Annotated in this window: 22 protein-coding genes; 8 read left to right on the plus strand and 14 right to left on the minus strand. The window is 66.4% G+C overall.

Annotated features, from left to right (window positions below; genetic code table 11):
- Window positions 1-50: 50 nt before the first annotated feature.
- The 7 genes from BMY53_RS10870 to BMY53_RS10900 all read right to left on the minus strand — a co-directional run bounded on the left by BMY53_RS10870 (window position 51) and on the right by BMY53_RS10900 (window position 9937).
- On the minus strand, window positions 51-1490 hold the full coding sequence (locus BMY53_RS10870) for a HupE/UreJ family protein (protein ID WP_092946397.1): 1440 nt from the start codon (window positions 1488-1490) through the stop codon (window positions 51-53).
- Between the two features lie 16 nt (window positions 1491-1506).
- Window positions 1507-3156 (minus strand): DUF3500 domain-containing protein, encoded by a 1650-nt coding sequence (locus BMY53_RS10875; RefSeq protein ID WP_255370136.1) that lies wholly within the window; start codon window positions 3154-3156, stop codon window positions 1507-1509.
- Between the two features lie 126 nt (window positions 3157-3282).
- The gene (locus tag BMY53_RS10880; protein ID WP_092946399.1) at window positions 3283-5238 is read right to left on the minus strand and encodes a MacB family efflux pump subunit; all 1956 of its coding nucleotides are present in this window, start codon (window positions 5236-5238) and stop codon (window positions 3283-3285) included.
- Window positions 5239-6450 (minus strand): efflux RND transporter periplasmic adaptor subunit, encoded by a 1212-nt coding sequence (locus tag BMY53_RS10885; protein ID WP_092946400.1) that lies wholly within the window; start codon window positions 6448-6450, stop codon window positions 5239-5241.
- 10 nt (window positions 6451-6460) lie between these two features.
- Window positions 6461-7918, minus strand: coding sequence for an efflux transporter outer membrane subunit (locus BMY53_RS10890; RefSeq protein WP_092946402.1), 1458 nt, complete (start codon window positions 7916-7918; stop codon window positions 6461-6463).
- Window positions 7919-8061: 143 nt separating this feature from the next.
- Window positions 8062-9096 (minus strand): alpha/beta fold hydrolase, encoded by a 1035-nt coding sequence (locus BMY53_RS10895; protein ID WP_092946404.1) that lies wholly within the window; start codon window positions 9094-9096, stop codon window positions 8062-8064.
- Between the two features lie 175 nt (window positions 9097-9271).
- On the minus strand, window positions 9272-9937 hold the full coding sequence (locus BMY53_RS10900) for an arylesterase (protein ID WP_092946591.1): 666 nt from the start codon (window positions 9935-9937) through the stop codon (window positions 9272-9274).
- Between the two features lie 31 nt (window positions 9938-9968).
- Between BMY53_RS10900 and BMY53_RS10905 the strand changes: the two genes are divergently transcribed.
- Window positions 9969-10664, plus strand: coding sequence for an ABC transporter ATP-binding protein (locus tag BMY53_RS10905; protein WP_092946406.1), 696 nt, complete (start codon window positions 9969-9971; stop codon window positions 10662-10664).
- Window positions 10665-10748: 84 nt separating this feature from the next.
- Here BMY53_RS10905 and BMY53_RS10910 read toward each other — a convergent pair whose 3' ends face one another.
- The 6 genes from BMY53_RS10910 to BMY53_RS10935 form a co-directional block, all read right to left on the minus strand.
- The gene (locus BMY53_RS10910) at window positions 10749-11309 is read right to left on the minus strand and encodes a DUF2062 domain-containing protein (RefSeq protein WP_092946408.1); all 561 of its coding nucleotides are present in this window, start codon (window positions 11307-11309) and stop codon (window positions 10749-10751) included.
- A 107-nt stretch (window positions 11310-11416) separates the two neighbouring features.
- Window positions 11417-12211 (minus strand): peptidylprolyl isomerase, encoded by a 795-nt coding sequence (locus BMY53_RS10915; protein ID WP_092946410.1) that lies wholly within the window; start codon window positions 12209-12211, stop codon window positions 11417-11419.
- 62 nt (window positions 12212-12273) lie between these two features.
- Window positions 12274-12591, minus strand: coding sequence for a BolA family protein (locus BMY53_RS10920; RefSeq protein ID WP_092946412.1), 318 nt, complete (start codon window positions 12589-12591; stop codon window positions 12274-12276).
- The gene (locus BMY53_RS10925; RefSeq protein WP_092946414.1) at window positions 12588-13259 is read right to left on the minus strand and encodes a septation protein A; all 672 of its coding nucleotides are present in this window, start codon (window positions 13257-13259) and stop codon (window positions 12588-12590) included. Before BMY53_RS10925 ends, BMY53_RS10920 begins: the two co-directional genes overlap by 4 nt.
- A gap of 55 nt (window positions 13260-13314) precedes the next feature.
- Entirely contained in the window at window positions 13315-13752 is a 438-nt protein-coding gene (gene msrB / locus BMY53_RS10930) for a peptide-methionine (R)-S-oxide reductase MsrB (protein ID WP_092946416.1), read from the minus strand.
- Window positions 13749-15272 (minus strand): protein adenylyltransferase SelO, encoded by a 1524-nt coding sequence (locus tag BMY53_RS10935; protein ID WP_255370138.1) that lies wholly within the window; start codon window positions 15270-15272, stop codon window positions 13749-13751. The genes msrB and BMY53_RS10935 overlap by 4 nt, the downstream gene beginning before the upstream one ends.
- A 281-nt stretch (window positions 15273-15553) precedes the next feature.
- On the opposite strand from BMY53_RS10935, the gene BMY53_RS10940 reads away from it, so the two are divergent.
- From BMY53_RS10940 to BMY53_RS10970, 7 genes are all read left to right on the plus strand, one after another.
- Entirely contained in the window at window positions 15554-17215 is a 1662-nt protein-coding gene (locus BMY53_RS10940) for a 3-(methylthio)propionyl-CoA ligase (RefSeq protein ID WP_092946420.1), read from the plus strand.
- Window positions 17216-17290: 75 nt separating this feature from the next.
- A complete protein-coding gene (locus tag BMY53_RS10945) occupies window positions 17291-18547 on the plus strand; it encodes a branched-chain amino acid ABC transporter substrate-binding protein (protein ID WP_092946422.1) in 1257 nt (418 codons plus the stop codon).
- A gap of 384 nt (window positions 18548-18931) precedes the next feature.
- Window positions 18932-19876, plus strand: a complete 945-nt coding sequence (locus BMY53_RS10950) for a branched-chain amino acid ABC transporter permease (protein ID WP_404947869.1) — start codon at window positions 18932-18934, stop codon at window positions 19874-19876.
- A 2-nt stretch (window positions 19877-19878) separates the two neighbouring features.
- Window positions 19879-21276, plus strand: a complete 1398-nt coding sequence (locus tag BMY53_RS10955; protein ID WP_092946426.1) for a branched-chain amino acid ABC transporter permease — start codon at window positions 19879-19881, stop codon at window positions 21274-21276.
- Window positions 21277-21295: 19 nt separating this feature from the next.
- Window positions 21296-22126: an ABC transporter ATP-binding protein gene (locus BMY53_RS10960; RefSeq protein WP_092946428.1), complete on the plus strand. Its 831-nt coding sequence runs from the start codon at window positions 21296-21298 to the stop codon at window positions 22124-22126.
- Between the two features lie 49 nt (window positions 22127-22175).
- Window positions 22176-22877 carry an ABC transporter ATP-binding protein gene (locus tag BMY53_RS10965; protein WP_092946592.1) on the plus strand — a complete coding sequence of 234 codons (702 nt, stop codon included), beginning with the start codon at window positions 22176-22178 and terminating at the stop codon, window positions 22875-22877.
- 145 nt (window positions 22878-23022) lie between these two features.
- On the plus strand, window positions 23023-23463 hold the full coding sequence (locus BMY53_RS10970) for a hypothetical protein (RefSeq protein ID WP_092946430.1): 441 nt from the start codon (window positions 23023-23025) through the stop codon (window positions 23461-23463).
- Between the two features lie 39 nt (window positions 23464-23502).
- On the opposite strand, the gene BMY53_RS10975 is transcribed toward BMY53_RS10970, so the two are convergent.
- A complete protein-coding gene (locus tag BMY53_RS10975; protein ID WP_143074027.1) occupies window positions 23503-24552 on the minus strand; it encodes a hypothetical protein in 1050 nt (349 codons plus the stop codon).
- Window positions 24553-24719 lie beyond the last annotated feature (167 nt).

A 24719-nucleotide genomic window follows, 5' to 3' on the forward strand; every position in this document is an offset into this window, starting at 1 on the left:
TCCAGGGCCCGACACGGATGCGCCAGATGCGCACCCGTGTCGGGCCTTGTTCATAGCGCCATGGCCCGGTGCTGGCCCTTGCGGCCACCATGCCGGTCTTTCCACCAGGCCAGCAGTGCCACCAACCACAGCGCTGCAGCAGCAGCCGGTGCGAAGTCGGCTACACGGTCGACAGCGCTTGTCAGCGGCGCGACCTGCGCGCCCAGCCGGTCCATCAGCCAGATCCCGGCTGCGAGGCCGGCCAGGATGGCACCGCTCACACGCAGCCTGGCATAGGCAGCGGGCGCATGCTGCGCCAGCAGCAGCACAGGGGGCATGACCACACCCACCACCACGAGCTGCATGGCCTCGATGCCGAGGTTGAAGGCCAGCAGCGCCTGCACCAGCTGCCACCACGTCAGTCCTGCACCGGAGAGGCTGCTGGCGAAGGCCAGGCCATGCAACAGGCCGAAGCCCCCAGCCACTGCCGCACCCGCCGAGCCCATGAAGGGCCGCCAGGCGTGCAATGCCGCCACGATGATGGAGGCAGCTACCAGCGCCTCGACCAGGTCGTACGGCAACCGTATCCAGCCCCAGGCGCCCAGCGCCAAGGTCAGCGAGTGACCGAAGGTGAAGGCGCTGACCACCCACAGGATCTGCCGCACGGCCGCACGTGGCGCCCGGACCAGCGTCCAGCGACGACGGTGCGCGGCCAGCGGCGCCACCAGCAGCAGCGTGAGCAGGAACAGCAGATGGTCCGTGCCTTCGGCAATGTGATGGGCCCCCTGGGCCAGCAGGCGCTGCCAGCTGGCGCCCGCCTGGGGAGCGCCCAGGTCCACCTGCATGCGTCGGGTCTCCGTGTCGAAGCCGCCCAACCACAGCGGCGCTTCGTTGACCTGGCCGGCACCCCAATCGTTGCGCAGGTAGACCAGCGCCCGATGCGTGCGCACTTCATGGGTCACGACGTCGAACAGCAGCTCGAAGTGGCGCGCATCGGCCTTCGGTGGCGCGCGCAGCTCCAGCACCGCTTCCAGTTCGGCAAAGGGCGCCTCACCGATCACCCGCAGCGTGGGGCGCAGCACCTGCCAGCCCAGTTCGCCGCCCAGGTCCCCGTCGGTGCCGGAATCAAGATGGCGCGAGCGGGCGCCGATATGCTGCAGCAGGTAACGCGACAGCCCCTCGGCCTGCGCCGGCAACACCCGCTCCGGTGTCGCCGCCAGTGGCTGGCCATAGGCAAACTCCAGGCGGTTGAGCGGGATCTGCAGGGTCAGCCGCACGCCCGTATGCATGCTGTCTACCCACATTCGGGTTTCAGGCATGGGGTGAGCAGCGGCGTCCGATGCACCGCCCAGCAGGCCGAACAGCGCCAGCAAGAGGGTGGCACCCACCGCCACCGCCGCACCCATCAGGGCAGCCAGCCAGGCCCATACCTCGTCGGCCATGCTGGCCAGACCCAGGCGGCGGCTGCGGGCCGGTGCACGGGCACCATGGCCAACCTTCGAATCGGCCATATTGGCGTCACCAGGCTCATGAGCAGCACTTGCCACCGTAGTCTCCAGTCTTGTCTCGGAAGATGGTGTGGTAGTGGGTGTCGTTGCGCACGATCACGCCCCCTTGCACCGAGAACTCGATCCACACCCGTGGGCCATCCACGCGCACGTAGCTGCCCGACGTGGCCACGTCACCCGCGCCGGCATAGGCCACATAGGTCTGGGCCAAGGCGGTGTCGCTGAGGTAAGCGGCGCTGAGCTCATCGGCGTATTCGGTGGCCTGGGTGCCGATATAGGCCTGGATCACGGCCTTGACCTTGGCCTGGTCGGCCGTGGAGAGGGCGCTGTAGAGCACGCCCCGGCCACTGGTGCCGCTGGGGTAGGACTTGGGGTAGGTGCCGTCAATATTGCCCGAGCCATTGGCGCCGAACAGCAGGTCCGCGTAGGTGCCGCTCAGGGCGGCCGCGCTGTAGCTCTTCAGCGCCGTGGCCAGGTCGGACACGCTGGTGCGCTGGGCCGACATCGGGTCATAGGTGGCGCCGTTGACGGTGAAGCTGGTGCGCGGTTCGATGCCGAGGAACAGCGGCGTGGGGCCCTTGGTGGTGCCGTTGAATGCGATGTTGTAGGTGAGGTGGTGGCCAGTGAGCTGCAAGACCCAGAAACTGGTGGCCGACGGTGTGCCAATGAAGGCGATGTAGTAGTTGCCGCTGCCATAGCTGCTGCCCCCGCCAATGGCATAGAGGTAGTCGTCCGCAGCCAGCAGACCCTGCCACAGGGTGTTGCCGCTGGTGCTCAGGGCCGCAGCGATCATCGTGTTGGCTGCGGTTTTCTGGGCCGTGCTCAGGCTGCTCAGGGCCACGCCATTGCGTGCCACCATGGCGGCCGGCAGGTTGGACCACTTGCGGGCGGTGTCCAGGCTCCAGCTCAGCTGCACGCTGCTTTGCTGGCTGCTGCTGAGCGTGCCGTAGAAGCTCTGGGCGGCGGTGGTCACGGTGGCAGCGAGGGCGCTGCTGCCGCTGCTGGTGCTGACGGTGATCGTGGCCTCACTGCTGGTGGCGGTGCCGGCCGCATTGCTCACGGTCACCGTGTAGCTGCCGGCATCGCTGCTGGTGGCCGCGCTGATGGTGTAGCTGTCCGAGGTGGCGCCGCTGATGGCGGTTCCGTCCTTGGCCCATTGGTAGGTCAGCGGCGTGCTGCCGCTGGCCACCACCGTCAGCGTGATGCTGCCGCCCGTGGCGACCGCCTGCGACGTGGGTGGCGTCGTGATGGCCGGAGCCGTGACGCCAGCGGCCGTTGTCACCGTGAGTGTGGCGGTGCTGCTGGTGGTGCTGCCAATGCTGTTGCTGACAACCACGTCATAACTGCCAGCGTCTCCCGTGGCGACGGCACTGATGGCATAGCTGGCCGACGTGGCGCCGCTGATGGCGCTGCCCGCCTTGCGCCACTGATAGGCCAGGGTGCCACTGCCACTGGCCGCGACAGAGAAGGACGCACTGGCGCCCACAATCACGCTTTGCGACACCGGTTGGGTGGTCACCGTGGGGGCGCTGCTGGTGGTGGCTTCCGCGCTGCTGTCGCTGCTGGAACTGCCGCCACCGCAGCCGGCCAATGGGACGGTAAGACCGAGGGAAAAGGTCAAGGCGGCGCAGAAGGCGAAGCTTCGCGCGCCCAGGTTTTGCATCATCATGCAGGTGCTCCTGTGCGCAGGGTTGAACGCACAGGTGCAAGCCTAGTGTGCGAGCTTCGCCGCCGTATGCACGATTGGCGTCAGCTTCGACACAAAGGGGCCGGAACATGTCCGCGCCCAGGCAGCTCAGGGCCTGGCCAGCGCCTCCACCGGATCCAGCCGCGCCGCATTGCGTGCCGGCAGGAAGCCGAAGATGACGCCAATGAGGCTGGAGACGCCAAAAGCGCCGACGATGGCCGTGGTGGAGATGACCATGCGGAAGCCCGCACCGCTGGCGAAATGGTCGAACAGCAGGCTGCCGCCCACCGCCAGCCCCACGCCCAGCCCACCGCCGATCAGGCAGACCAGCACCGCCTCGATGAGGAACTGGCGCAGGATGTCGCTCTGCCGCGCGCCCACCGCCATGCGGACGCCGATCTCGCCGGTACGCTCGGTGACCGACACCAGCATGATGTTCATCACGCCGATGCCCCCCACCAGCAGCGAGATCAGCGCGATGGAGGAGATCAGCAGCGTGATCGTTGCCGTGGTCTGCTCCACCGTCTTGCGGATGCTGTCGGTGTTCATCATGAAGAAGTCCACACGTCCGTGGCGCTGCGCCAGCAAGGTCTTGATGCCTTCCTCCGCAGCCGCGTTGGGCACCGCATCGCTCACCCGCACGGTGATGCTGCGCAGGTAGTCCTGCCCCGTCATCCGGGTCATCGCCGTGGTGTAGGGCAGCCAGATATTGATGGCGTCGTCATTGCCGAAGGCGCTGGACTTCTTCTCCGTCACCCCCACGATGCGCACCGGCACGCTGCCCAGCAGGATCACCTCGCCCAGCGGCGCTTCGCCGTTGGGGAACAGGGTCTTGCGGGCGTTGTCGTCGATCACCGCCACCTGTTCCTGGGCGCGCACCTCCTCGGCGCTGAAGGAAGCCCCTTGCGCAAAGGTGTAGCCGCGCACCCGGAAATACTGCTCTCCCACCCCGGTGATGGTGGCGGTGACGTCGATGCTGCGGTAGCGCAGGCCGGCGCTGACACTCACGGACGGTGTGACGCTGTCCACATAGTCCAGTTGGCCCAGCGCAGTGGCGTCGCCAGCCCGCAGGGTGCGGACGGCATCCGCCCGGCGGTCGCCGAAGCCGCTGCCGGGCATGATGTCGATGGTGTTGGTGCCCATGGAGCTGATGTCCGCCAGGACCTTCTCCCGGGTGCCCTGGCCCAGGCCCACTACCGACACCACCGAGGCGATGCCGATGATGATGCCCAGCATGGTCAGCAGCGTGCGCAACTGATGGGCCGCCATGGCGCGCAGCGCCATGCGGGTGGCTTCGGCCACGCGTCCCAGGACGGCGGCCCAGGAGGTGCCGGCCGAGGCCGCTTCTGACGCGGCCTTCACCGCCGGCGCGGCGGCGTCCGGGCGCCGCCTGTCGGCCACGATGACACCGTCGCTGATCTCGATCACCCGCTGCGCGTGTGCCGCCACCTGCGGGTCATGGGTGACCAGGATGATGGTGTGTCCGTCCGCATGCAGCTCTTCGAGGATCTTCATCACCTCGCGGCCGCTGGCCTGATCCAGCGCGCCGGTGGGTTCATCGGCCAGGATGACGTCGCCGCCATTCATCAGCGCGCGGGCGATGGAAACCCGTTGCTGCTGGCCGCCGGAGAGCTGGCCGGGGCGGTGGGTCAGGCGCTCGGCAAGGCCCAGCCGCGTGAGCAGCGCCCGGGCGCGTTCGTGGCGGTGTTGCGCGGCAGTACCGGAGTAGATCGCGGGGATCTCGACATTGCCCAGCGCATTCAGGTCGCCCAGCAACTGGTAACGCTGGAAGATGAAACCGAAGTGCTCACGGCGCAGGCGCGCCAGGTCGTCCGGGCCCATGGCGCCCGTCTCCTGGCCGGCCACGCGGTAGCTGCCGCGGGTGGGGCGGTCCAGGCAGCCCAGGATGTTCATCAGCGTGGATTTGCCGGAGCCGGAGGGGCCGATGATGGCCACCATCTCGCCGGCCTCGATGCTGAGATCCACGTCCCGCAGCACCGCCACCACGCCGTCACCGGCGGGGAATTCGCGGACCAGGCCGCGCAGTTCGAGCAGCGCTGCCATTTACATCGGCGGCGGGCCGCGGTGGCCGCCGTTGTCCTGCTTGGCACCGGCCAGCGCTTCGCTGGTGACGACGCGGTCTCCCTCGTTCAGGCCTTCCAGCACTTGGGCGCGCACACGGTTGTTCAGGCCGATGCGCACGGTGCGGGGCTCCATGCGTCCGTCCGGCGACTGCACCCGCACCTGGTAGCGCCCTTGCGGGTCCTTCTTGCCGAGTGCGGCGGCGGGCACGGTCAGCACGCCCTTGGCCTGGTTCAGCACGATGGTGGCCTGCGCCGTCATGTTGATGCGCAGCAGGCCGTCGGTGTTGGGCACATCGAAGATGCCGTTGTAGTAGATGGCGCTGGTGGTGCTGGAACTGGAGCTGCTGGAGGTGGTGGTCGAGGAGCTGGTGCTGGAGTCCGCCAGCGTGGTGTCGCCCGGCTCGATGGCACGCAGCCTGGCCTGGATGCGGCGGTCCGGCTCACCCAGCAGCGAGAAGTAGACCGGCATGCCGGGCTTCACGCGCGGCACGTCGGCCTCGGAGATCTTGGCCTTGATGGTCATGGTGTCCAGGCGGGCCAGCTTGATGATGGTGGGCGCCGACTGGGTGGCGTTCACCGTCTGGCCCTGTTCCGTCACGATGGCCACCACGGTGCCGTCCATCGGGGCGAGCACGCGGGCGTAGCCGAGGTTGAGCTCCGCACTGTCCACATTGACCTTGGCCTGGGCCACCAGGGCCTGCTGGGAGTCCACGTCGGCGCGGGCGGTGCCCAGGGTGGCCTCGGCGGTTTCCAGGTCGGCACGAGCGCCGGCGTCGGCCTCGCTCAGGGCGCGCTGGCGCTTGAGCGTGAGTTCGGCCTGGGCCAGTGTGGCGCGGCGGGAGGCGAGCAGCGCCTCGGCGCTGCGCAGGGAGGCCTGGGCGTCACGCAGCGAGTTCTGCTGGGTGAGGGCGTCGATCTCGGCGATCAACTGGCCTTCCTTGACCTTGTCGCCCAGCGCCACATGCAGGCGTTTGACTTCACCGGTGGCGCGGGCGCCCACGCTCACCAGCTTGAAGGCGTTGATGGTGCCGGTGGCCAGCACCGATTCCTCCAGGTCGCCACGTTCCACCGCGGCGGTCGTGACCTGTGGCGGGGGCGGGGGGCTGAACCATATCTGCTTGGCCACCATGGCCAGCACCGCCAGTACGAGCACGAGCAGCGCCAGCCGCCCTGGCCTCAACCAGTTCTTCATTCCGGAATCCTCAGATGGATGGGGTGTTGTCTTCGCTCCAACCGCCACCGAGCACCTTGTAGAGCGCGATGCGGTTGAGCTGTTCGGTCAGGCGCAGCGTGATGAGCGACTGCTGCGCGGCGTAGAGCGAGCGTTGGGCATCCAGCACGTCGAGCTGAGTGCTGCTGCCGGCGCGGTATTGCACCTCGGCCAGCTGCACCTGCCGTTCGGTGGCGTCCAGCAGGGTCTGCTGGGCGGCCAGCCGGTCGCCGACGGTGGCGCGCACGGAGAGCGCGTCTGCCACTTCCTTGAAGGCGGTCTGCACCGTCTTGTCGTACGTGGCCCATGCGATGTCACGGCCGATCTCGGCCTGGCGCACGGCCGCGCGGCTGGCGCCGGCATCAAAGACCGGCACCGACAGCGAGGGGCCGATGTTCCAGCTGCCGTTGCCCGACTTGAAGAGGTCGGACAGCGCCGTGCTGCTGCGGCCGGCGCTGGCAGTCAGGCTGATGGTGGGGAAGCGAGCGGCGCGGGCGGCACCGATGTCGGCATGGGTGGCGATCAGCGACTGCTCGGCCGAGCGCACATCGGGGCGGCGCAGCAGCACGCTGGAGGGCACGCCGGCGGGGAGGTCCACCAGGGCGCTGAGTTCGCGCTGGGCATCCTCCGCGCGGGGCAGCAGCGCCTCGGGCAGGGCGGCGCCCAGCAGCAGTTCCAGCGCGTGGCGGTCCTGTTCGAGCGTGGCGGGGTAGGCGGCGACATCGGCACGGGCCGACTCCACCGACGTCTGGGCCTGCGCCAGGGCCAGGCCGGAGACCGCGCCCACGAGGTGGCGGCGTTCGGTCAGGGCCAGGGTGCGTTCCTGGCTGGTCAGGGTCTGGCGGGCCAGTTCCTGGCGCTGCAGGTCGGTGGCCCAGGTCAGCCAGGCGGTGGCGACTTCGGCCACCAGGCTGATCTGGACACTGCGCCGGGTTTCGTCCAGCCCCCACAGGGAGGCTTCGGCCGAAGCGCTGAGGTTGCGGACGCGGCCGAAGAAGTCGAGTTCAAAGCTGGTGAGGGCCAATTGGGCCGAAACGGCCTGGCCGGCGTTGGATCGGCTGGCGCTGGCACCGGCCGTGACGGTGGGCCAGCGTTGGGCATCGGTCTGCACAAAGGCGGCGCGGGCCTTGTCGACGTTGAGTGCCGCGACGCGAAGGTCGCGGTTGTTGGCCAGCGCGAGGGCCACGGTGTCCTTCAACCGGCTGTCGGTGAAGACGGTTTTCCAGGGGACCTGGGCGGCGTCCTGCGCAGCAGCGATGCCCTCGTGGGGCACGGCGGGGCGGGGCTGGGCGTAGTCGGGTGCCAGGTTGACACAGCCGGCCAGCGTCAGGCCCAGCACCAGACTCAGCAGCGAGGCGGGCAGGGGCAGGGACACGAACTGGCGGGAAGCAATGGCGGGGCGTGCATGGCGGCCGCGGGGCGACCGCCCGGAGGCGTCAGGCAAGGGCATGAGTCATTCTGAACAATGTCGCCGGAATGATGCAGCAAGCCCGCCTGAGGGTGTTGACTCGGCGGTAAAGCGAGTTTGTCAAACCTGATGCAATACGGTGAAGATCCTGTCTCAGTGTGCATCAAGTCGCGAACGGGTCGGTATCAGTTGCTGCTGACGCCCAGGCCCTTGAGCAGTGCGGCATTGAACTCCTCCGGGGCTTCCATCTGCGGCGCGTGGCCCCGTTCGGGCAGCTCGATCAGGGTGGCGCCCTCGATGGCCTGCGCCGCGCGGCGGCCCAGCGTGGGGTAGTCGCCCAGCTTCTGCTGCAGCTCTGCGCTGGCGCGGGTGGCGCCGGGGGCGGTCCGGTCCTTCTGGCCGATGATGAGCACGGTCCTGACCTTGATGCGGTCGAGCTCATGCACCACGGGTTGGGTGAACATCATCTCGGTGGTCTGGGCCTGGTTCCAGGCGAAGGTTTCGCGGCCGGGGCCCGCATAGAGGCCGGCCAGCATGGAGACCCAGCGGCTGTACTCCGGCTTCCAGTTGCCGTGGTAGTAGTAGCGCTGCTGGTAGGTCTTGATGGAGTCGAAGCTGGTCTTCAGTTCACCCTGGTAGAGCGAGTCCACGGTGGCGTAGGGCACGCCCAGGCCTTGCCAGTCTTCCAGGCCGATGGGGTTGACGGCCACGAGCTGCTCCACGGCCTGCGGGTATTGCAGGGTGTAGCGCAGGGAGAGCATGCCGCCGATGGAGTGGCCGATGATGGTGGCGCGGGGGATGTTCAGCGACAGCAGCAGCGCATGGGTGTTGGCCGCCAATTGGGCGAAGCTGAACTGGTAGCCGCGCGGCTTGGAGGAGGCGCAGAAGCCGATCTGGTCGGGTGCAATCACCCGAAAGCCTGCGCCAGTGAGGGACTGGATGGTGGATTCCCAGGTCGCGCCGCAGAAGTTCTTGCCATGCAGCAGCACGGCGACGCGGCCGTTGGGCTCACCCTTGGGCGGCACATCCATGTAGGCCATCTCCAGCGCTTGCTGCTGGGAAGTGAAGCGGAAACGCTGGATGGGGTAGGGGTAGGTGAAGCCTTCGAGCTGCGGGCCATAGGTGGGGGCGGCAGGCGCCTGCGCCGGTGCGGCAGTGACGGCGATGGCCGAGGCGGCCAGGGTGAGGGCCAGTGCGGCCTGGGCAACAACAGCGGTCATGAAGACTCCTGGTCAAACATGGGATGTCAAACGACGGTGCCTGGCATGATCGCCGCGCTCGGGGTGGGTGGGCGCCGGTCGGGGCTGCGGATGTGTTCGGTACAACCGAGCAGCGCACCTGCGGGCTCTGTGCAGATGGCGGGTGCGCATGGCGTGTGGAACGCCTGCGGCGGTGTCAGAGCATGGGCCGCAGCACCTTCCAGACGTTGTCCAGCATCTGCGGATGTGCCTTGGCCAGGGGGTGGATACGGTCGCCCTGGAACCAGTCGGCGGCATCGGGCCGGTCGGCGACGCCGGCCAGCAGGAAGGGCACCAGGGGCACTTTCTCCTCTTGGGCGACGGTCTTGAAGCCGGCCTCGAAGTCGCGGGTGTAGCCGGGGCCCATGTTGGGAGGGATTTGCATGCCGACGAGCAGGACTTTGGCGCCCGAGGCCTTGCCGGCCTTGACCATGGCGCGCAGGTTGTCTCGCGTCATGTTCAGTGGGAGGCCACGGAGGGCGTCGTTGCCGCCGAGTTCAATGATGAGCAGGGTGGGGTGGTGCTGCTGGAGGAGGGCGGGCAGGCGGGAGGCGCCGCCGGAGGTGGTGTCGCCGCTGATGCTGGCGTTGACCACGTCGGCAGGCAGCTTTTGGGCCTGCAGGCGCTGGCCGAGGAGGGCGACCCAGCCGGTGCCCCGGGCGAGGCCGTATTCGGCGGAGAGGCTGTCGCCCAGCACGAGGATGCGCGGGGCGCCAGCGGCGGCGGGCCTGGCGGCTGATGCGGACTTTCCTTGTGCGGCGGCAGGTGCCGCCAAAGGCAGTGTCAGACTCGCGGTCAGGAGACTGGCGCTACAGTGCAACATCCACTCACGGCGGCGCAACAGCGGTTGATTCATGGTTCAGAACATCCTCGAGGTCGATCACGTCAACAAATCGGTTCAGGACGCCAGTGGCGTGCTGACCATTCTGCATGACATCAACTTCCAGTTGCAGGCCAGGGAATCTGTGGCCATCGTGGGCGCTTCCGGGTCTGGCAAGAGCACGTTGCTGTCGATCCTGGCGGGCCTGGATACACCGACCACCGGGACGGTGAAGCTGCGCGGGCAAGACATGTTCGCGCTGGACGAGGACGGTCGCGCCGCATTGCGGGGCGCGCATTTGGGGTTTGTGTTTCAGAGCTTCCAACTGCTTGGTCACCTGACGGCGTTGGAGAACGTGATGCTGCCGCTGGAGTTGCGCGGTGAGCGCGATGCGCGCGGTTTGGCGCGCCAGATGCTGGAGCGGGTAGGGCTGGGGCAACGCCTCGCCCACTATCCGCGTGTGCTGTCCGGCGGTGAGCAGCAGCGGGTGGCGCTGGCACGCGCGTTTGTGCAGCAACCCGATCTGCTGTTGGCCGACGAGCCCACAGGCAGCCTGGACTTCGCCACCGGCGAACAGGTGATGAAGCTGATGTTCGACCTCAACCGGGAGTTGGGCACCACGCTGGTGATGGTCACGCACGACCAGAACATTGCGCGGCAATGCGATCGACAACTGAAAATTGCGGCGGGACATCTTCAGGATGTGACGCTGGCGGATCTGCCTGCTTGAGGGGATCGGGGGTTTGGTCGTGGTTCCTCCCACGCACCACCCACAGGCAAGCCCATATCGCTCCCCCACCATCCAGCATGCCGCTCAGCCCCGCAATGCCCGTTCCCGCAACCGCCTCCGCCGTTCAAGCCGAATGACCGCCCACCACCCGACGTAGACGATCACATAGAGCCCGGCCCCCAGGACCACGCCGGCCAGCGGCAGCCCCACCAGCAGGGGTGTCCCGAGTTCGGCGAACCACTGGGTCACGGCATGCCACCAACTGCCCGGGTCTCCCCAATCCAGCGCCAGCTCACGCGGCGCCGAGATCGGCCCGTGAATGCCCAGCACCTGGCGGCCCAGGAAGATGGCCAGCCCCCAGATGGGCACCAGCGTCAGCGGGTTGGTCAGCCAGGTGGCCGCAATGGCCGCCGCAACATTCGCCCGGAAGGCAATGGCCGCGAACGCCGCCAGCAACATCTGCGTGGGCAACGGGATCACCCCCACTGCCAACCCCAGCGCCGCCCCCAAGGCCACCCGCCGACGATGTGCTACCCACAGCCACGGCCGCTCCCGCAGGTAGCCCCCCAGCCAGCCCAGCCCCTTGGTGCGGGAGAGAAATTCGGGGGAGGGAAGCAGTCGCTTCGCAAGGCGGGAAGCCGTCATGTAGGAAGTCCATCCACAAATGAAAAGGCCCGCGGCTGAAGTTCAGCATCGCGGGCCAGCATCATGACGGCCGAATACTCAGCCGTCGAGCGCTTTCAGTTCGGAAATCAGTTCGAGAACTTGTAGTCCGTCTTGGCCTTGGTGCGCAGTTCTTCCTGGAACGCGCCCACCTTCTGCTGGCTGATGCGCTGGACGATCTGGGCCTTCACATCGTCGAAAGCCGGGAACTGCGCGTCACGCGTTTCTTCCAGCTTGATGATGTGGAAGCCAAATTGCGACTTCACCGGGGTCTGCGTCATTTCACCAGCCTTCAGCTTGGCCAGAGCCTGGCTGAATTCGGGCACGTAGGCGTCCGGTGCGGACCAGCCCAGATCACCACCATTGGCCGCAGAGCCCGTGTCGGTGGAGTTCTTGCCAGCCAGGTCGTCAAACTTCGCGCCACCATTGAGCTGCTTGATCAGCGCCTTGGCTTCGTCTTCCGTCTTCACCAGGATGTGACGAGCGTGGTACTCGGTACCGCTGGCCTGCGCCTTGAACTTGTCGTATTCGGCCTTGGCTTCAGCGTCCGTCACCGGGTTCTTCTTCGCATAGTCGGCAAAGAGCTCACGGATCAGCAGCGACTGGCGAGCGAGTTCCAGCTGGGCCTTGTAGTCGGCCGTGCCGGACAGGCCACGCTTCTCGGCTTCCTGCATGAAGATCTCACGCAGCACGACTTCGTCCTTGACCTTGGCTTCCATTTCCGGATTGCGGGGCTGGCCAGCCTTGGTGATCTGGGCAATCAGCAGGTCAGCACGTGCCTTCGGCACAGCCTTGCCGTTCACGGTTGCAATGTTCTGCGCCATGGCCGGCAGGGACAGGGCGCCAATGGCCGCGATGGTGGCGGCAAGCACAAACTTCTTCATGGATAAAGGGCCTTTCAGAGACTCCCGGTGAGCGTCAATGACGCTCCAAAACAAAGCGCCGATCAACGGCGCTGCTCATGGACCTTGTTCTGCTGTTCGTCGGGCGCGCGTGCATCAATGGCCAGCGCGTGAATGCCCTTCTTCATCAGATCGGCGAGGGCATCATATACGAGCCGATGTCGCGCCACCCTGGGTAAACCGGCAAAGCGCGAGCTCACGATTTCAAGGTAATAGTGCCCCCCTTCACGCGCCCCCGCATGGCCAGCATGCTGGGCACTGTCGTCGCGCACGTGAAGAAAGTCAGGGGTCAGCACCGCTCGCACACGGCTTTCAATGACAGCCGAGAGCGGGCTTTCCATCGGGGTTTGCAGCTCGTTCATCCCCGCCGCTCCTCTGGCGCCACGGCGTTTTCATCACCGTTGGCATCTTCGGCCGTCTCTGGAAGATGACGACTGATATAGACGCCCTGGGCCAGCATGAACAGCACCATCAAACCCGTCGAACCGAAGGCCTTGAAGTTGGCCCAGGCGGCCGTGCCGAAGTGGTAAGCGACGTAAAGATTGGCAAACCCCATCAGCCCGAAGAACACCACCCACGCCCAGTTGAGCCGGGCCCAGACGCCATCGGGCAGCGACAACTCCGCCCCCAGCATCTTGCGCAGCAGGACACGGCCCAGCACCAGGTGACTGAACAGGAAGGAAATGGCCACGGCCCAGTACAGCAGCGTGGGCTTCCACTTGATGAAGTCTTCGTTGTGGAAGTAGATGGTGGCGCTGCCCATCACCATCACCAGTGCCAGGCTCACCCAAAGCATCAGGTCCACCTTGCGGCGCGTGATCTTGAGGAAGAGCACCTGGCTGACCGTGGCCGCCATCACCACCACCGTGGCCAGCAGCACCGGCGCCACCTCCACCGGCACCTGGCCGCCCGAGACGATGAACCCCAGATGCTCCGTGGCGAAACTGGCGGCCCACGCCGGTTGCCCGTCCGCATACTTGAACGTCACGAAAAACAGCAGGAGCGGCAGGAAATCGAGCAACAACTTCATTCGAAATACCGGAAAGCCAGGGCCCAGGGCGGGACCCGGCGGAGGATGGACGCGCTCAGCGCTGAGGCTCGAAGTCTATCGCGGCCGAATTGATGCAGAAACGCTCACCGGTCGGATCCGGGCCGTCCGGGAAGACGTGGCCCAGATGGGTGCCGCATTTGTTGCAACGCACTTCCACCCGCACCATGCCGTGGCTCTTGTCCACCACCCGCTCCACCACTTCGGCATTCACAGGCTCGTAATAGCTCGGCCAGCCGCAACCGGCATCAAATTTGGTGTCGGCCTGGAACAGCGGCGTGCCGCAGCCCACGCAGTTGTAGCGCCCCTGTTCCCAGTGGTCCCAGTACTTGCCGGTGAAGGCCCGCTCCGTGGCGGCATGGCGGGCCACTTCGTACTGGATGGGGTCCAGCTGTTCGCGCCACTGCGCATCGGTCTTCTGAACCTCGTAGTCGTGGTCGCGGTCGCGTTCTTGATTGTTGTCAGGCTTGCTCATGATGAACAGGAGACCTCCAGATGTTGGGCCCAGTTGGGCGGGAAATCGGCATCGGCAGGATTGGCCGGTTCGTCGTACGGACGGCTGAGCACCTGCTGCAGCCGCTGAACGTCGGAAAAGTCGCCAGCCTCGGCACGCTGGATGGCGGTCTGGGCCAGGTGGTTGCGCAGCACCACCGCCGGATTGACCGCATTCATCCGTGCGGCACGGGCCATAGATGTGTCTGCCGGGGCCTTCTTCAAGCGCTCGGCATACCGGGCCGCCCAGGCGTCGAAGGCGGGACGGTCCAGGAAGAGGTCACGCACCGGTGCATTGGCGGGCGCATCCAGCGCCTGTGCCGGGTCAAATACGGCCAGGCGGCGGTGGGCGATCGTGTAGTCGGTGTGGTGCTTGGCCAGCAGGCGCAGCCAGTCGTCGATGAGCGGGCCATCCTCGTCCAGCGTCTCCCACAGGCCCAGCTTGGCCCGCATCGCCGCCGGCAGCGCGGTACCGAAGCGTTCGCGGTAGACCTCCAGCGAGGCTTGCAGCTCTTCACTGGCGGCATCCGCATCCGATTCCGCGTTGGGCATCAACGGGAACAGGGCCTGCGCCAGCGCGTGCAGGTTCCAGAAGCCGATCTGGGGCTGGCGCGAGAACGCATAGCGGCCCTGGTGGTCCGAGTGGTTGCAGACGTGGCCGGGGTCGAAGCCGTCCATGAAGCCGAAGGGGCCGTAGTCGATGGTCAGGCCCAGCATGGACATGTTGTCGGTGTTCATCACGCCGTGCATGAACCCCACGGCCTGCCATTGGGCGATGAGCTCGGCCGTCTGGCCGGCCACACGGGCCAGTACCGCCGCCACCGGGTTGGGCGCCTGCGCGCACTCGGGTGCGTAGTGCGCGACGAAATAGTCAAACAACTGACGCAGCTGGTCCGGCATGCCGTGATGGGCGAAGTGCTCGAAGTGGCCGAAGCGCAGGAAGCTGGGCGCCACACGCGTCACCACGGCGGCCGTCTCCACCGCTTCGCGCTGGATCTTGAGCTCGCCCGAGCCCACCAGGCACAACGCGCGGGTGGTGGGGATGCCGAGCGCCGCCATGGCTTCGGAGCAGAGGAATTCGCGGATGGAGGAGCGCAGCACCGCGCGCCCGTCGCCGCGACGGGAGTAGGGCGTCTGCCCGGCCCCCTTGAGCTGCAACTCCTGGGGCCCGCTCGGCGACTCGACCTCGCCCAGCCACAGTGCCCGGCCATCACCCAACTGGCCGGCCCAGACACCGAACTGGTGCCCACTGTAGACACTGGCCAGTGGCCGCATGCCGGGCCAGGCGGCATTGCCACTGAAGGCTGCAAGCGCACCTGGCTCCTGCCACCACTGGGCGGGCCAGCCCAGCAGCGCCGTGCAACCGGCGCTCACGGCCACCCAGTGCGGGTTGGGCAGTGAGGCCGCTTGCAACTCGGTGAAGAAATCCGGGCCGAGGCCGTGGAACCGGTTGGTGAAACCGGGGGCAAAGGGCGCTGCGGCCGGCCCGTTCGGCGCAAACATCTCTGGCGCATTCATGCTGCCAGTGTAGCGAGCGCCCCCCGCCGCAGTGGCCGTAGGGGCAAGCCGGCCAGGGTGCCCGCCGCCCCCTCGATCAGGTTGCGTAGGTAAATATCCTTATGCCGTACGGTCTGTGGCGTCACTAGGGTGACGTTAATCGCACAGGGCTGGACAGTAGACTGGCCCGAAGACGAGCTCGCAGGGTCTTCGTTCATGCCAGGCATGAGGGGCCGGACGGGATACGGAAGGCGCCACGGCGCTTCCCCAAGATCAAGGAGACATGGATGGCACTGTTGGGCCAGATGATGTCGATGCCGTTGCTGATCTCTTCATTGATCCAGCACGCGGCCCGGCACGCCGGAGATACCGAGATCGTGAGCAAGCGCTGCGAGGGCGACCTGCATCGCAGCAATTGGGCGGAGGTGGAGCTGCGCTCGCGCCAACTGGCACAGGCGCTGGCGCGGCTGGGCCTGCAGGCCGGCGAGCGCGTGGGTACCCTGGCCTGGAACGGCCACCGCCACCTGGAGCTGTATTACGGCACGTCGGGCTCCTGCCTGGTGTGCCACACCATCAATCCCCGCCTGTTCCCCGAGCAGATTGCCTGGATCGCCAATGACGCGGGTGATACGGCGCTGTGCATGGACCTGACCTTCCTGCCGCTTGTGGAGAAGATCGCGCCGCAACTGAAGACGGTGCGCCACTTCATCCTGATGACAGACCGGGCCCACATGCCACAGGCCAGCACGCTGCCGAACCTGCGCTGTTATGAGGACCTCATCGCCGCCGAAGACGGCCACTACATCTGGCCGGCGCTGGACGAGGACACCGCCTCCACCATCTGCTACACCAGCGGTACCACCGGCCACCCCAAGGGCGCCGTCTACAGCCACCGCAGTACCGTGCTGCACGCGTTCGGTGCGGCATTGCCGGATGCCATGGCCTGCACGCGACGCGACGTGATCCTGCCCGTGGTGCCGATGTTCCATGTCAATGCCTGGGGGCTGCCCTACAGCACGGCGCTGGTCGGGGCCAAGGTGGTGTTCCCGGGGCCGCATCTGGACGGCAAGTCGCTCTACGAGCTGTTCGAGCAGGAGCAGGTGACCTTCAGCGCCGGCGTGCCCACGGTGTGGCTGGGCCTGCTCAACTACGTCGGCAGCCAGGGGCTGAAGTTCAGCAGCTTCAAGCGTACGGTGATCGGCGGCTCCGCCTGCCCGCCCGCCATGCTGGCCACGCTGATGGATGACTATGGCGTGGAGGTGATCCACGCCTGGGGCATGACCGAACTCTCCCCGCTGGGCACACTGAGCAAGCTCAGCGGCAAGCACTTCGCGTTGTCCGCGCAGGCGCAGCGGCATTTGCTGGAGAAGCAGGGCAAGTCGATCTACGGCATCGACATGACGGTGATCGACGACAGCCGCCAGGAACTGCCCTGGGATGGGCGTAGCGCCGGCAACCTCGTGGTGCGCGGCCCCTGGGTGATTGGCAGCTACTACGGCCAGGAAGACTCGCCGCTGGTCTCGGTGACCGGCCGTGATGGCCGTGATGCCGGCCTGTGGTTCCCGACCGGGGACGTGGCCACCATCGATGAAGATGGCTTCATGCAGATCACGGACCGCAGCAAGGACGTGATCAAGTCGGGCGGGGAATGGATCAGCTCCATCGACCTGGAAAACATCGCCATGGCGCACCCCGCCGTGCACGAGGCTGCGGTCATCGCGGTGGCACATCCCAAGTGGGACGAGCGGCCCCTGCTGGTGGTCGTGACCAAGCCTGGCGCCACGCTGGACCGCGCGCAGATGCTGGCCTTTTATGAAGGCAAGATCGCCCGCTGGCAGGTGCCCGACGACGTGGTCTTCGTGACCGAGATCCCCCATACCGCCACCGGCAAGATGCTCAAGTTGAAGTTGCGTGAGCAGTTCAAGTCGCACCCATTGCCGACGGTGTGAGTCCTGCTCCGGCGCCATGCCGGAGATTCCTCGCTGTTCAACGCCGTGCCTACAACCATATCAGGAGACAAACCCATGAGCCCGCACAGCCAGCGTTCGACCCGCCTGTCCCCATCACCCCTGGCGCTTGCCGCCTTGCTGGCGCTGGCCGCCGGCACGGCCCATGCGCAGAAAGGGGAGACGGTGAAGATCGCCTGGATCGACCCCTTGTCCGGCCTGATGGCGCCGGTGGGGCAGAACCAGGTGAAGAGCTTCCAGTTCTTTGCGGAGAAGTTCAACGCCACCAATCCGGCCGGCGTGAAGTTCGAGGTGATCCCCATCGACAACAAGCTCAGCCCGGCCGAGTCGCTCAACGCGCTGAAGTCCGCCATCGACCAGGGGGTGCGCTACGTGACGCAGGGCAATGGCTCGGGCGCCGCGCTGGCCATCATCGATGCGGTGAACAAGCACAACGAGCGCAACCCCGGCAAGGAGGTGCTCTACCTCAACCACTCGGCGGTGGACCCGGACCTGACCAACAGCAAGTGCAGCTACTGGCACTTCCGCTTCGATGCGGATACCTCCATGAAGATGGAAGCCATCACCACCTTCCTCAAGGAACAGCCGGACGTCAAGAAGGTCTACCTGCTCAACCAGAACTATGCGCACGGCCACCAGGTGGCCAAGTACGCCAAGGAGATGCTGGCCAAGAAGCGGCCGGACATCCAGGTGGTGGGGGAGGACCTGCACCCGTTGGCCCAGGTGCGGGACTTTGCGCCCTACGTGGCCAAGATCAAGGCCGCCGGGGCGGACACGGTCATCACCGGCAACTGGGGGTCGGATCTGGCGCTGCTGGTGAAGGCCGCGAATGAGGCCGGCTACAACGGCAAGTTCTACACCTATTACGCCGGGGTCACCGGCACGCCCACGGCCATGGGCGCGGCGGGCGCCGGGCGGGTCTATATGGTCGCCTACAACTACAGCAACATGGGCGGCCAGATGGACCAGTGGGCCAATGAGTACAAGGCCAAATTCGCCGACGATTTCTATACCGGCAGCGTGATCCACATCTACAACGCCCTGGGCACCGCCATCGCCAAAGCCAAGAGCACAGACCCGGTGAAGGTGGCCGCCGCGCTGGAAGGGCTTCGGTTCAAGACCTTCAATGGCGACGTGGAGTTGCGCAAGACCGACCACCAACTGCAGCAACCGCTCTACATCTCCGTCTGGGACAAGGTGGACGCCAAACACCCCTACAACGTGGAGAACACCGGGTATAACTTCGCGGCGGTGAAGACGTATGACGCGTATGTCTCCTCCACCCCGACCTCCTGCCAAATGAAACGCCCCTGATCGGTTGGCCCATCTTCCTACTGCGCGGCCCGATCTTGCGCCTGCAGTGCTCGCCGTACGCAAGTACGGCTCCGCGCTTCGACGCAACCTCGCATCGGTTGGGCCATCTTCCTACTGCGCGGCCCGATCTTGCGCCTGCAGTGCTCGCCGTACGCAAGTACGGCTGCGCGCTTCGACGCAACCTCGGGCCGCTCGCTACGGAAGCTGGACCAACCGATACAGCTGCGTGGCCAGGTTTTCGACTGGGATCCGTTTTGGGGTCTGCGTGGTGGCTGTTTGACGAGTCTGGGGCGGGGCGAAAAATGACGAGGGGTTTCAGGTGATGTCGTGCAACAAATACTGATCAATCTGCTGAACGGGCTGTCCTCAGGATTGCTCCTGTTCATGCTCAGCTCAGGGCTGACCCTGATCTTCAGCATGATGGGCGTGCTGAACTTTGCCCACGCCAGCTTCTACATGCTAGGAGCCTATGTGGCCTATAGCGTGTCCGGCTGGATCGGGTTCTGGCCAGCGCTGCTGGTGGCACCCTTGGCCGTAGGCCTGCTGGGCGCCCTGTTCGAGCGCGCTGCGCTGCGGCGCGTGCACAAGTTCGGCCATGTGGCCGAGTTGTTGATCACCTTCGGGCTGTCCTACGTGGCCCTGGAATTGGTGCAGTTGGTGTGGGGCCGTAGCGCCTTGCCGTTCTCACCACCCCCATCACTGCAAGGCGCCGCCTTCACGCTGGTGCATGCGCCAGGCCAGGCGCTGCAATGGGTGTGGGGCGAAGCCGCGCCAGCCCTGTGCGCCGCCGCCAGTTGCTCCAAGTTCCCGCTGACCCGCGCCTTCATGATGCTGGTGGCCCTGGCCATGCTGGTGGCCCTGTGGCTGCTGCTCACCCGCACACGCATCGGGCTGGTCATCCAGGCCGCATTGACCCACCCGGAAATGGTGGAGTCCCTGGGCCACAACGTGCCCCGGGTGTTCATGCTGGTGTTCGGCAGCGGCTGCGCCCTGGCCGCGCTGGCCGGTGTCATCGGTGGCATCACCTTCGTGACCGAACCGTCCATGGCCGTGATCGTCGGGTCCATCATCTTCGTGGTGGTGGTGATCGGGGGCGTCGGCTCGCTGGCCGGCGCATTCGTGGCCTCGCTGCTGATCGGCCTGCTGCAGACCCTGCCACTGACCGTGGACGTCTCCCTGGCCGGCCTCTTCAACGCCACACCCCAGACCTTCGGTTATCCGCTGCTCAAGCTCACGCTCGCCCAGGTGGCGCCCATCCTGCCCTACCTGCTGATGGTGCTGATCCTGATCTTCCGGCCCAAGGGCCTGCTGGGCAACCGGGAGGACTGACGATGTCGGCCGTGATTTCCCCCCCATCCTCCAACAGTGTCACCGGCCAGTCCCCCCCGGCGGGGTCCACCGGCGCCACCCCCCACGCCCATCGACGCGGCCGCGTGCCGCGCGGCGAGAGTTATCACTTCAAACCCCATAACGTCGGCCGCTGGCTCGTCTGGGGCCTGTATGCGGCGGCCCTGCTGGTGGCACCCCTGCTGTGGACCAGCAGCCTGGCGCAGACCATGCTGTCCCAGATCGGCATCGCCATCATTGCCTGCCTGTCCTACAACATGCTGCTGGGCCAGGGCGGCATGCTGAGCTTCGGCCACGCGGTCTACAGCGGGCTGGGTGGCTACCTCGCTATCCACACACTGAATGCGGTGAGCGCCGGCCAGCTGAACCTGCCGGTCAGTCTGGTGCCGCTTGTCGGCGGCGTGGGCGGGCTGGGCTTTGCCGCACTGTTCGGTTATGTGTCCACCAAGAAGTCGGGCACACCGTTCGCGATGATCACGCTGGGCCTGGGCGAACTGATCTGGTCGATGTCCCTGATGCTGCCGGAGTTCTTCGGCGGCGAGGGCGGCATCTCCGGCAACCGGGTGGTCGGCCAGCCGGTGCTGGGCATCAGCTTCGGACCGCAGGTGCAGGTGTACTACCTGATCGCCGTCTACTGCTTCGTCTGCACAGGGCTGATGTTCGCCTTCACCCGCACGCCGCTGGGCCGCATGCTCAACGCCGTGCGCGACAACCCGGAACGGGTGCAGTTCATCGGCTACGACACACAGTGGGTGCGCTTCCTGGCTTTTCTGATTGCCGGGTTCTTCGCGGGTGTGTCCGGAGGCCTCTCGGCGCTGAACTTCGAGATCGTGACGGCCGAGGTGGTGGGTGCGGCGCGCTCCGGCGCCTATCTGCTGTTCACCTTCCTGGGCGGCGCCACCTTCTTCTTCGGGCCCATCATCGGTGCGGTGCTGATGGTGGTGGCACTGGTGCTGCTGTCCGAGCTGACCAAGGCCTGGCTGCTCTATCTGGGCCTGACCTTCCTGTTCATGGTGATGTATGCGCCCGGCGGTTTCGCCTCGCTGGTCATGATGAACCTGCGGGTGGCCGCCTTTGGCAAGCTGCGGCCGCTGTGGACCTCCTACCTGGCACTCGCACTTACCGGGCTGACGGCGCTGCTGGGCGGCTCCGCCATGGTGGAGATGCTCTACCACCTGCAGCTCAACGAGGCGCTCGGGCCGCAGATGCGCTACCTGGGCATGTCGCTCAACGCCAAGGGCCTGGACGCCTGGTTCGGTGCCGGCTTTGTGCTGGTGACCGGCGTGGCGTTGTTCGAGCTGGCCCGGCGCCAGTTCCGCCGCGAGTGGGACCAGGCGCAGGAAGAGATCGAGAAGGAAATCAAACGCAGGGAAAGCCTGTGAAGACGGCAAGGACCTCTCCATGAGCCAGACATCCCCCCACCCGCCTGCCGCCACCCCGGCGCCCGGTCCGCAGATTCCCTATGCACTGGAGCTGCGCGCCGTGCGCAAGAGCTTTGGCAAGAGCGAGATCATCCGTGGCGCGGAGCTGGCGGTGCGGCCCGGCGAGCGGGTGGCCATCATCGGCCCCAACGGCGCCGGCAAGTCCACGCTGTTCAACCTCATCAGCGGCCGGTTCGCCGCCAGCAGCGGCGAGATTCGCCTCTTTGGCGAACGCATCGACTCGTTGCCGCCGCACCAGATCAACCGGCGCGGCCTGGCGCGCAGCTTCCAGGTCTCCAACCTGTTCACGCGGCTGTCGGTGTTCGAGAACATCCGCTGCGCATTGCTGTGGTCCATGGGCCATCGCTACGCGTTCTGGAAATTCCTGGCTGGCCTGGACGAGCTGAACGACCGTGCCGACGAACTGCTGGAGATGCTGCACCTGGACAAGAAGCGTGACGTGCCGGCGATGAACCTCACCTACGCCGAAGCCCGAGCGCTGGAGATCGGGCTCACCATCGCCGGTGGCGCCAAGGTCATCCTGCTGGACGAACCCACCGCGGGCATGAGCAAGAGCGAAACCAGGCGGTTCATCCAGTTGATCCGGCAAGTGACCGAAGGCCGCACGCTGCTGACGGTGGAGCACGACATGGGCGTGGTCTTCGGCCTGGCCGACAAGATCGCCGTGCTGGTGTATGGGGAGGTCATCGCCTTCGACACGCCGGAGGCCGTGCGTGCCAACCCGCGTGTGCAGGAGGCCTACCTGGGCTCGGTGTTGGCCGAGGCGCAGGCGCAGGGCGCCGCGGCCTGACGTGGGTCCGCTGATGGCCACCCGATGATGAAGTCCGATGGAGATCCGGATGTTGAAGCTTGAGAACCTGCACGCCTTCTACGGCAAGAGCCATGTGCTGCATGGCGTGACCCTGGAGGTGCGGCCTGGCGAGATCGTCAGTCTGCTCGGGCGTAACGGCTCCGGCCGCTCCACCACCGTGAAGGCCATCATGGGCCAGGTGGAGGGCACGGGCACCATCCAGTGGGGCAGCCGCGCCCTGCTCGGGATGAAGGCTTACGAGATCGCCCATGAGGGCATCGGTTATGTGCCGGAAAACCGGGACATCTTCCCCAAGCTCACCGTGCACCAGAACCTGCTGCTGGGGCAGAAATCCGGTGCCGCAGCCAAGGGGCAGCGCTGGGACTTCGCGGACATGTACGGGATGTTCCCCCGGCTGAAGGAACGCCAGCATACCGAGGCCGGCGTGCTCTCCGGCGGCGAGCAGCAGATGCTCACGCTGTGCCGCACGCTGATGGGCGATCCGGACCTGATCATGATCGACGAGCCGACCGAGGGCCTGGCGCCCAAGATCGTGGAGCTGGTGGCGGAGTACCTGAAGGAACTCAAGCGGCGCGGGGTGTCGGTGCTGCTGGTGGAGCAGAAGCTGGCCATCGCGCTGGAGATCTCCGAACGCTGCTACGTAATGGGTCACGGCCGCATCGTTTTCGAGGGCACACCGGCGGAATTGAAGGCCAACGCCTATGTTCGCAAGGAGTGGCTGGAGGTTTGAATTGGGGACAGTCAGCTGTGACAAATTGCTTCCCCTGTGGGTGAATCCGCGAAGCGGCTCCCCTGTTCCGGGTGGGTGCTCTGCGTTACAGCCTGATGACCGAGGGCTACATTGACTCGCACCAGCTGTATATAAGGAGCGAGACATGGACATCGGGCACACATGGATGATCGCCGCAAGCGCCGCCGCTGGCTTGGTGGCGGCTGGTGCGGGCGTGAGCTGGTGGTGGAACACCCGGCTGGGCAAGGCCCGCCGGTTGATCGAGCAATTGAAGGCCTCCCGCGATCTGCTGAACCAGCAGAACAGCCAGGCCCGCCGCCAGATCGAACAGCTGCAGCTGGAGCTGGGGGAGCTGCGCATCATCGCGGAACGGGTGCGACGCCGCGCTGCCAATACGGTGAGCCCACCGGACACGCTGGGCCCGCCGCTGGAGCCTCGGGGGGCTTCGCCGCTGGCCACGCAGGTGGTGGCACTGGCGCCACGGGCGCCGCAAGCGAGCGCCGGGTTTGTGCCCACGTCTTACGACGAGGCGGACGACAAGAGCGGCTTCGCACCGACGCAGTTCGATCGCTCGCGCGGTCGTTAAGAAACCAGTGCATCACTCCCGCTCCATCTGGCCAACAGCTCACGGGTAGGTGTCACTGGAGCGCCCTGTGCTGCCGATGGGCCATGCGCCAAGGCGGAACAGCGAGGAGGATGTGCTGTCCTCCCTCGGGCCGCGTGCCGGCGGGGCATTGGACGGGCCAGGCTGGGGCGCTTCGGGAATGGGGTCAAGCTGGAAGGGCGCATGCGCCCGTGCCCAGGCATGTCGGTCGTCCGCTATCCGTTGATGTATCTCCGCGCTCTTACCCGCAGCCGCTCGCCACATCCACCGGCGCAAGGTCGCCAGCGATTGAAGGTCGGACGCTGATTTCCGCACCCAGACTGAGCGCCCCTCGTCCCTCTTGGTGAGGGCTTCCCAGCAGGCCCTGAGTGTTGGCTGCAGGAAGTTTAGAAACTCCGCGTAGCCGACTTCCCAGGCGCCCGTGCCGCGCTGCAGCCGGGCGAGTACGGCACGATGGTTGTGCGCGTTCGGGCCGGATAGCAACTCCTGGGGCGCGGCACGCAGGAGCTCGACCACGGCCTGGCGCTGTTTGACACCGAGCACAATGCCCTGCCTGTGACGGGAAGCGGGTTCCTCGATCAGAGGCGCTACCCCCCTGATGAGTAGCTTCCATACCTCGGTGTTGAGCTCTGGCATGGGGGAGCGTCCCTGAACCCATTGGTCCAGCTGATACATACGCGGCCCGGTCACGAGCCAGGCCGGGATCACCATGCGCGTGCCCAGCCCCAGGATGAGCTGGCTGGGTCCTGGCGGCTCCGTCCGAAACCAGCGCAGGCGTTGGAGTTGCTGAGCGTAGATCGCGCAGCCATCTTCCTGGATATCACAGGCGGTCACGTCCTGCAGATTGGGGCAAGCGTGTAACCAGCGCTGAACCGTGCGCGCGTCGCAGGCGTCAGGCAGGATCAATTGCTGCAGGGAAGCACCCGCACGGGCGATCTCGGCATCCGTCCAGTCACGTAGCGCTGCTGCGGTCAGGTTGCGGATGTCCAGGAGAGTGCTGCTCGTTCCTGCAGGGCGCTCGTCGCGATGACCCGAGAGTCGCGGCCGCCGGCTCTCCGGAAGCAGCGCCATCCGGATCTCCGGCTCCACTGCAGCCTCCGCGTTTGAATGTCTTGCGGGCCGACAACACCACATGAAACGCTCCCGCAGCTAGGCAAGCCCTTTCGTGCGCGCACAGGTTGGACAAGTTCCGTCAAAGTTCCGCGATCAGCATGCTGCGTGCGTTTGTCGCCGCAGGG

It is taken from the genome of Roseateles sp. YR242 (genome assembly GCF_900109745.1).
GTDB lineage: Bacteria > Pseudomonadota > Gammaproteobacteria > Burkholderiales > Burkholderiaceae_C > Roseateles.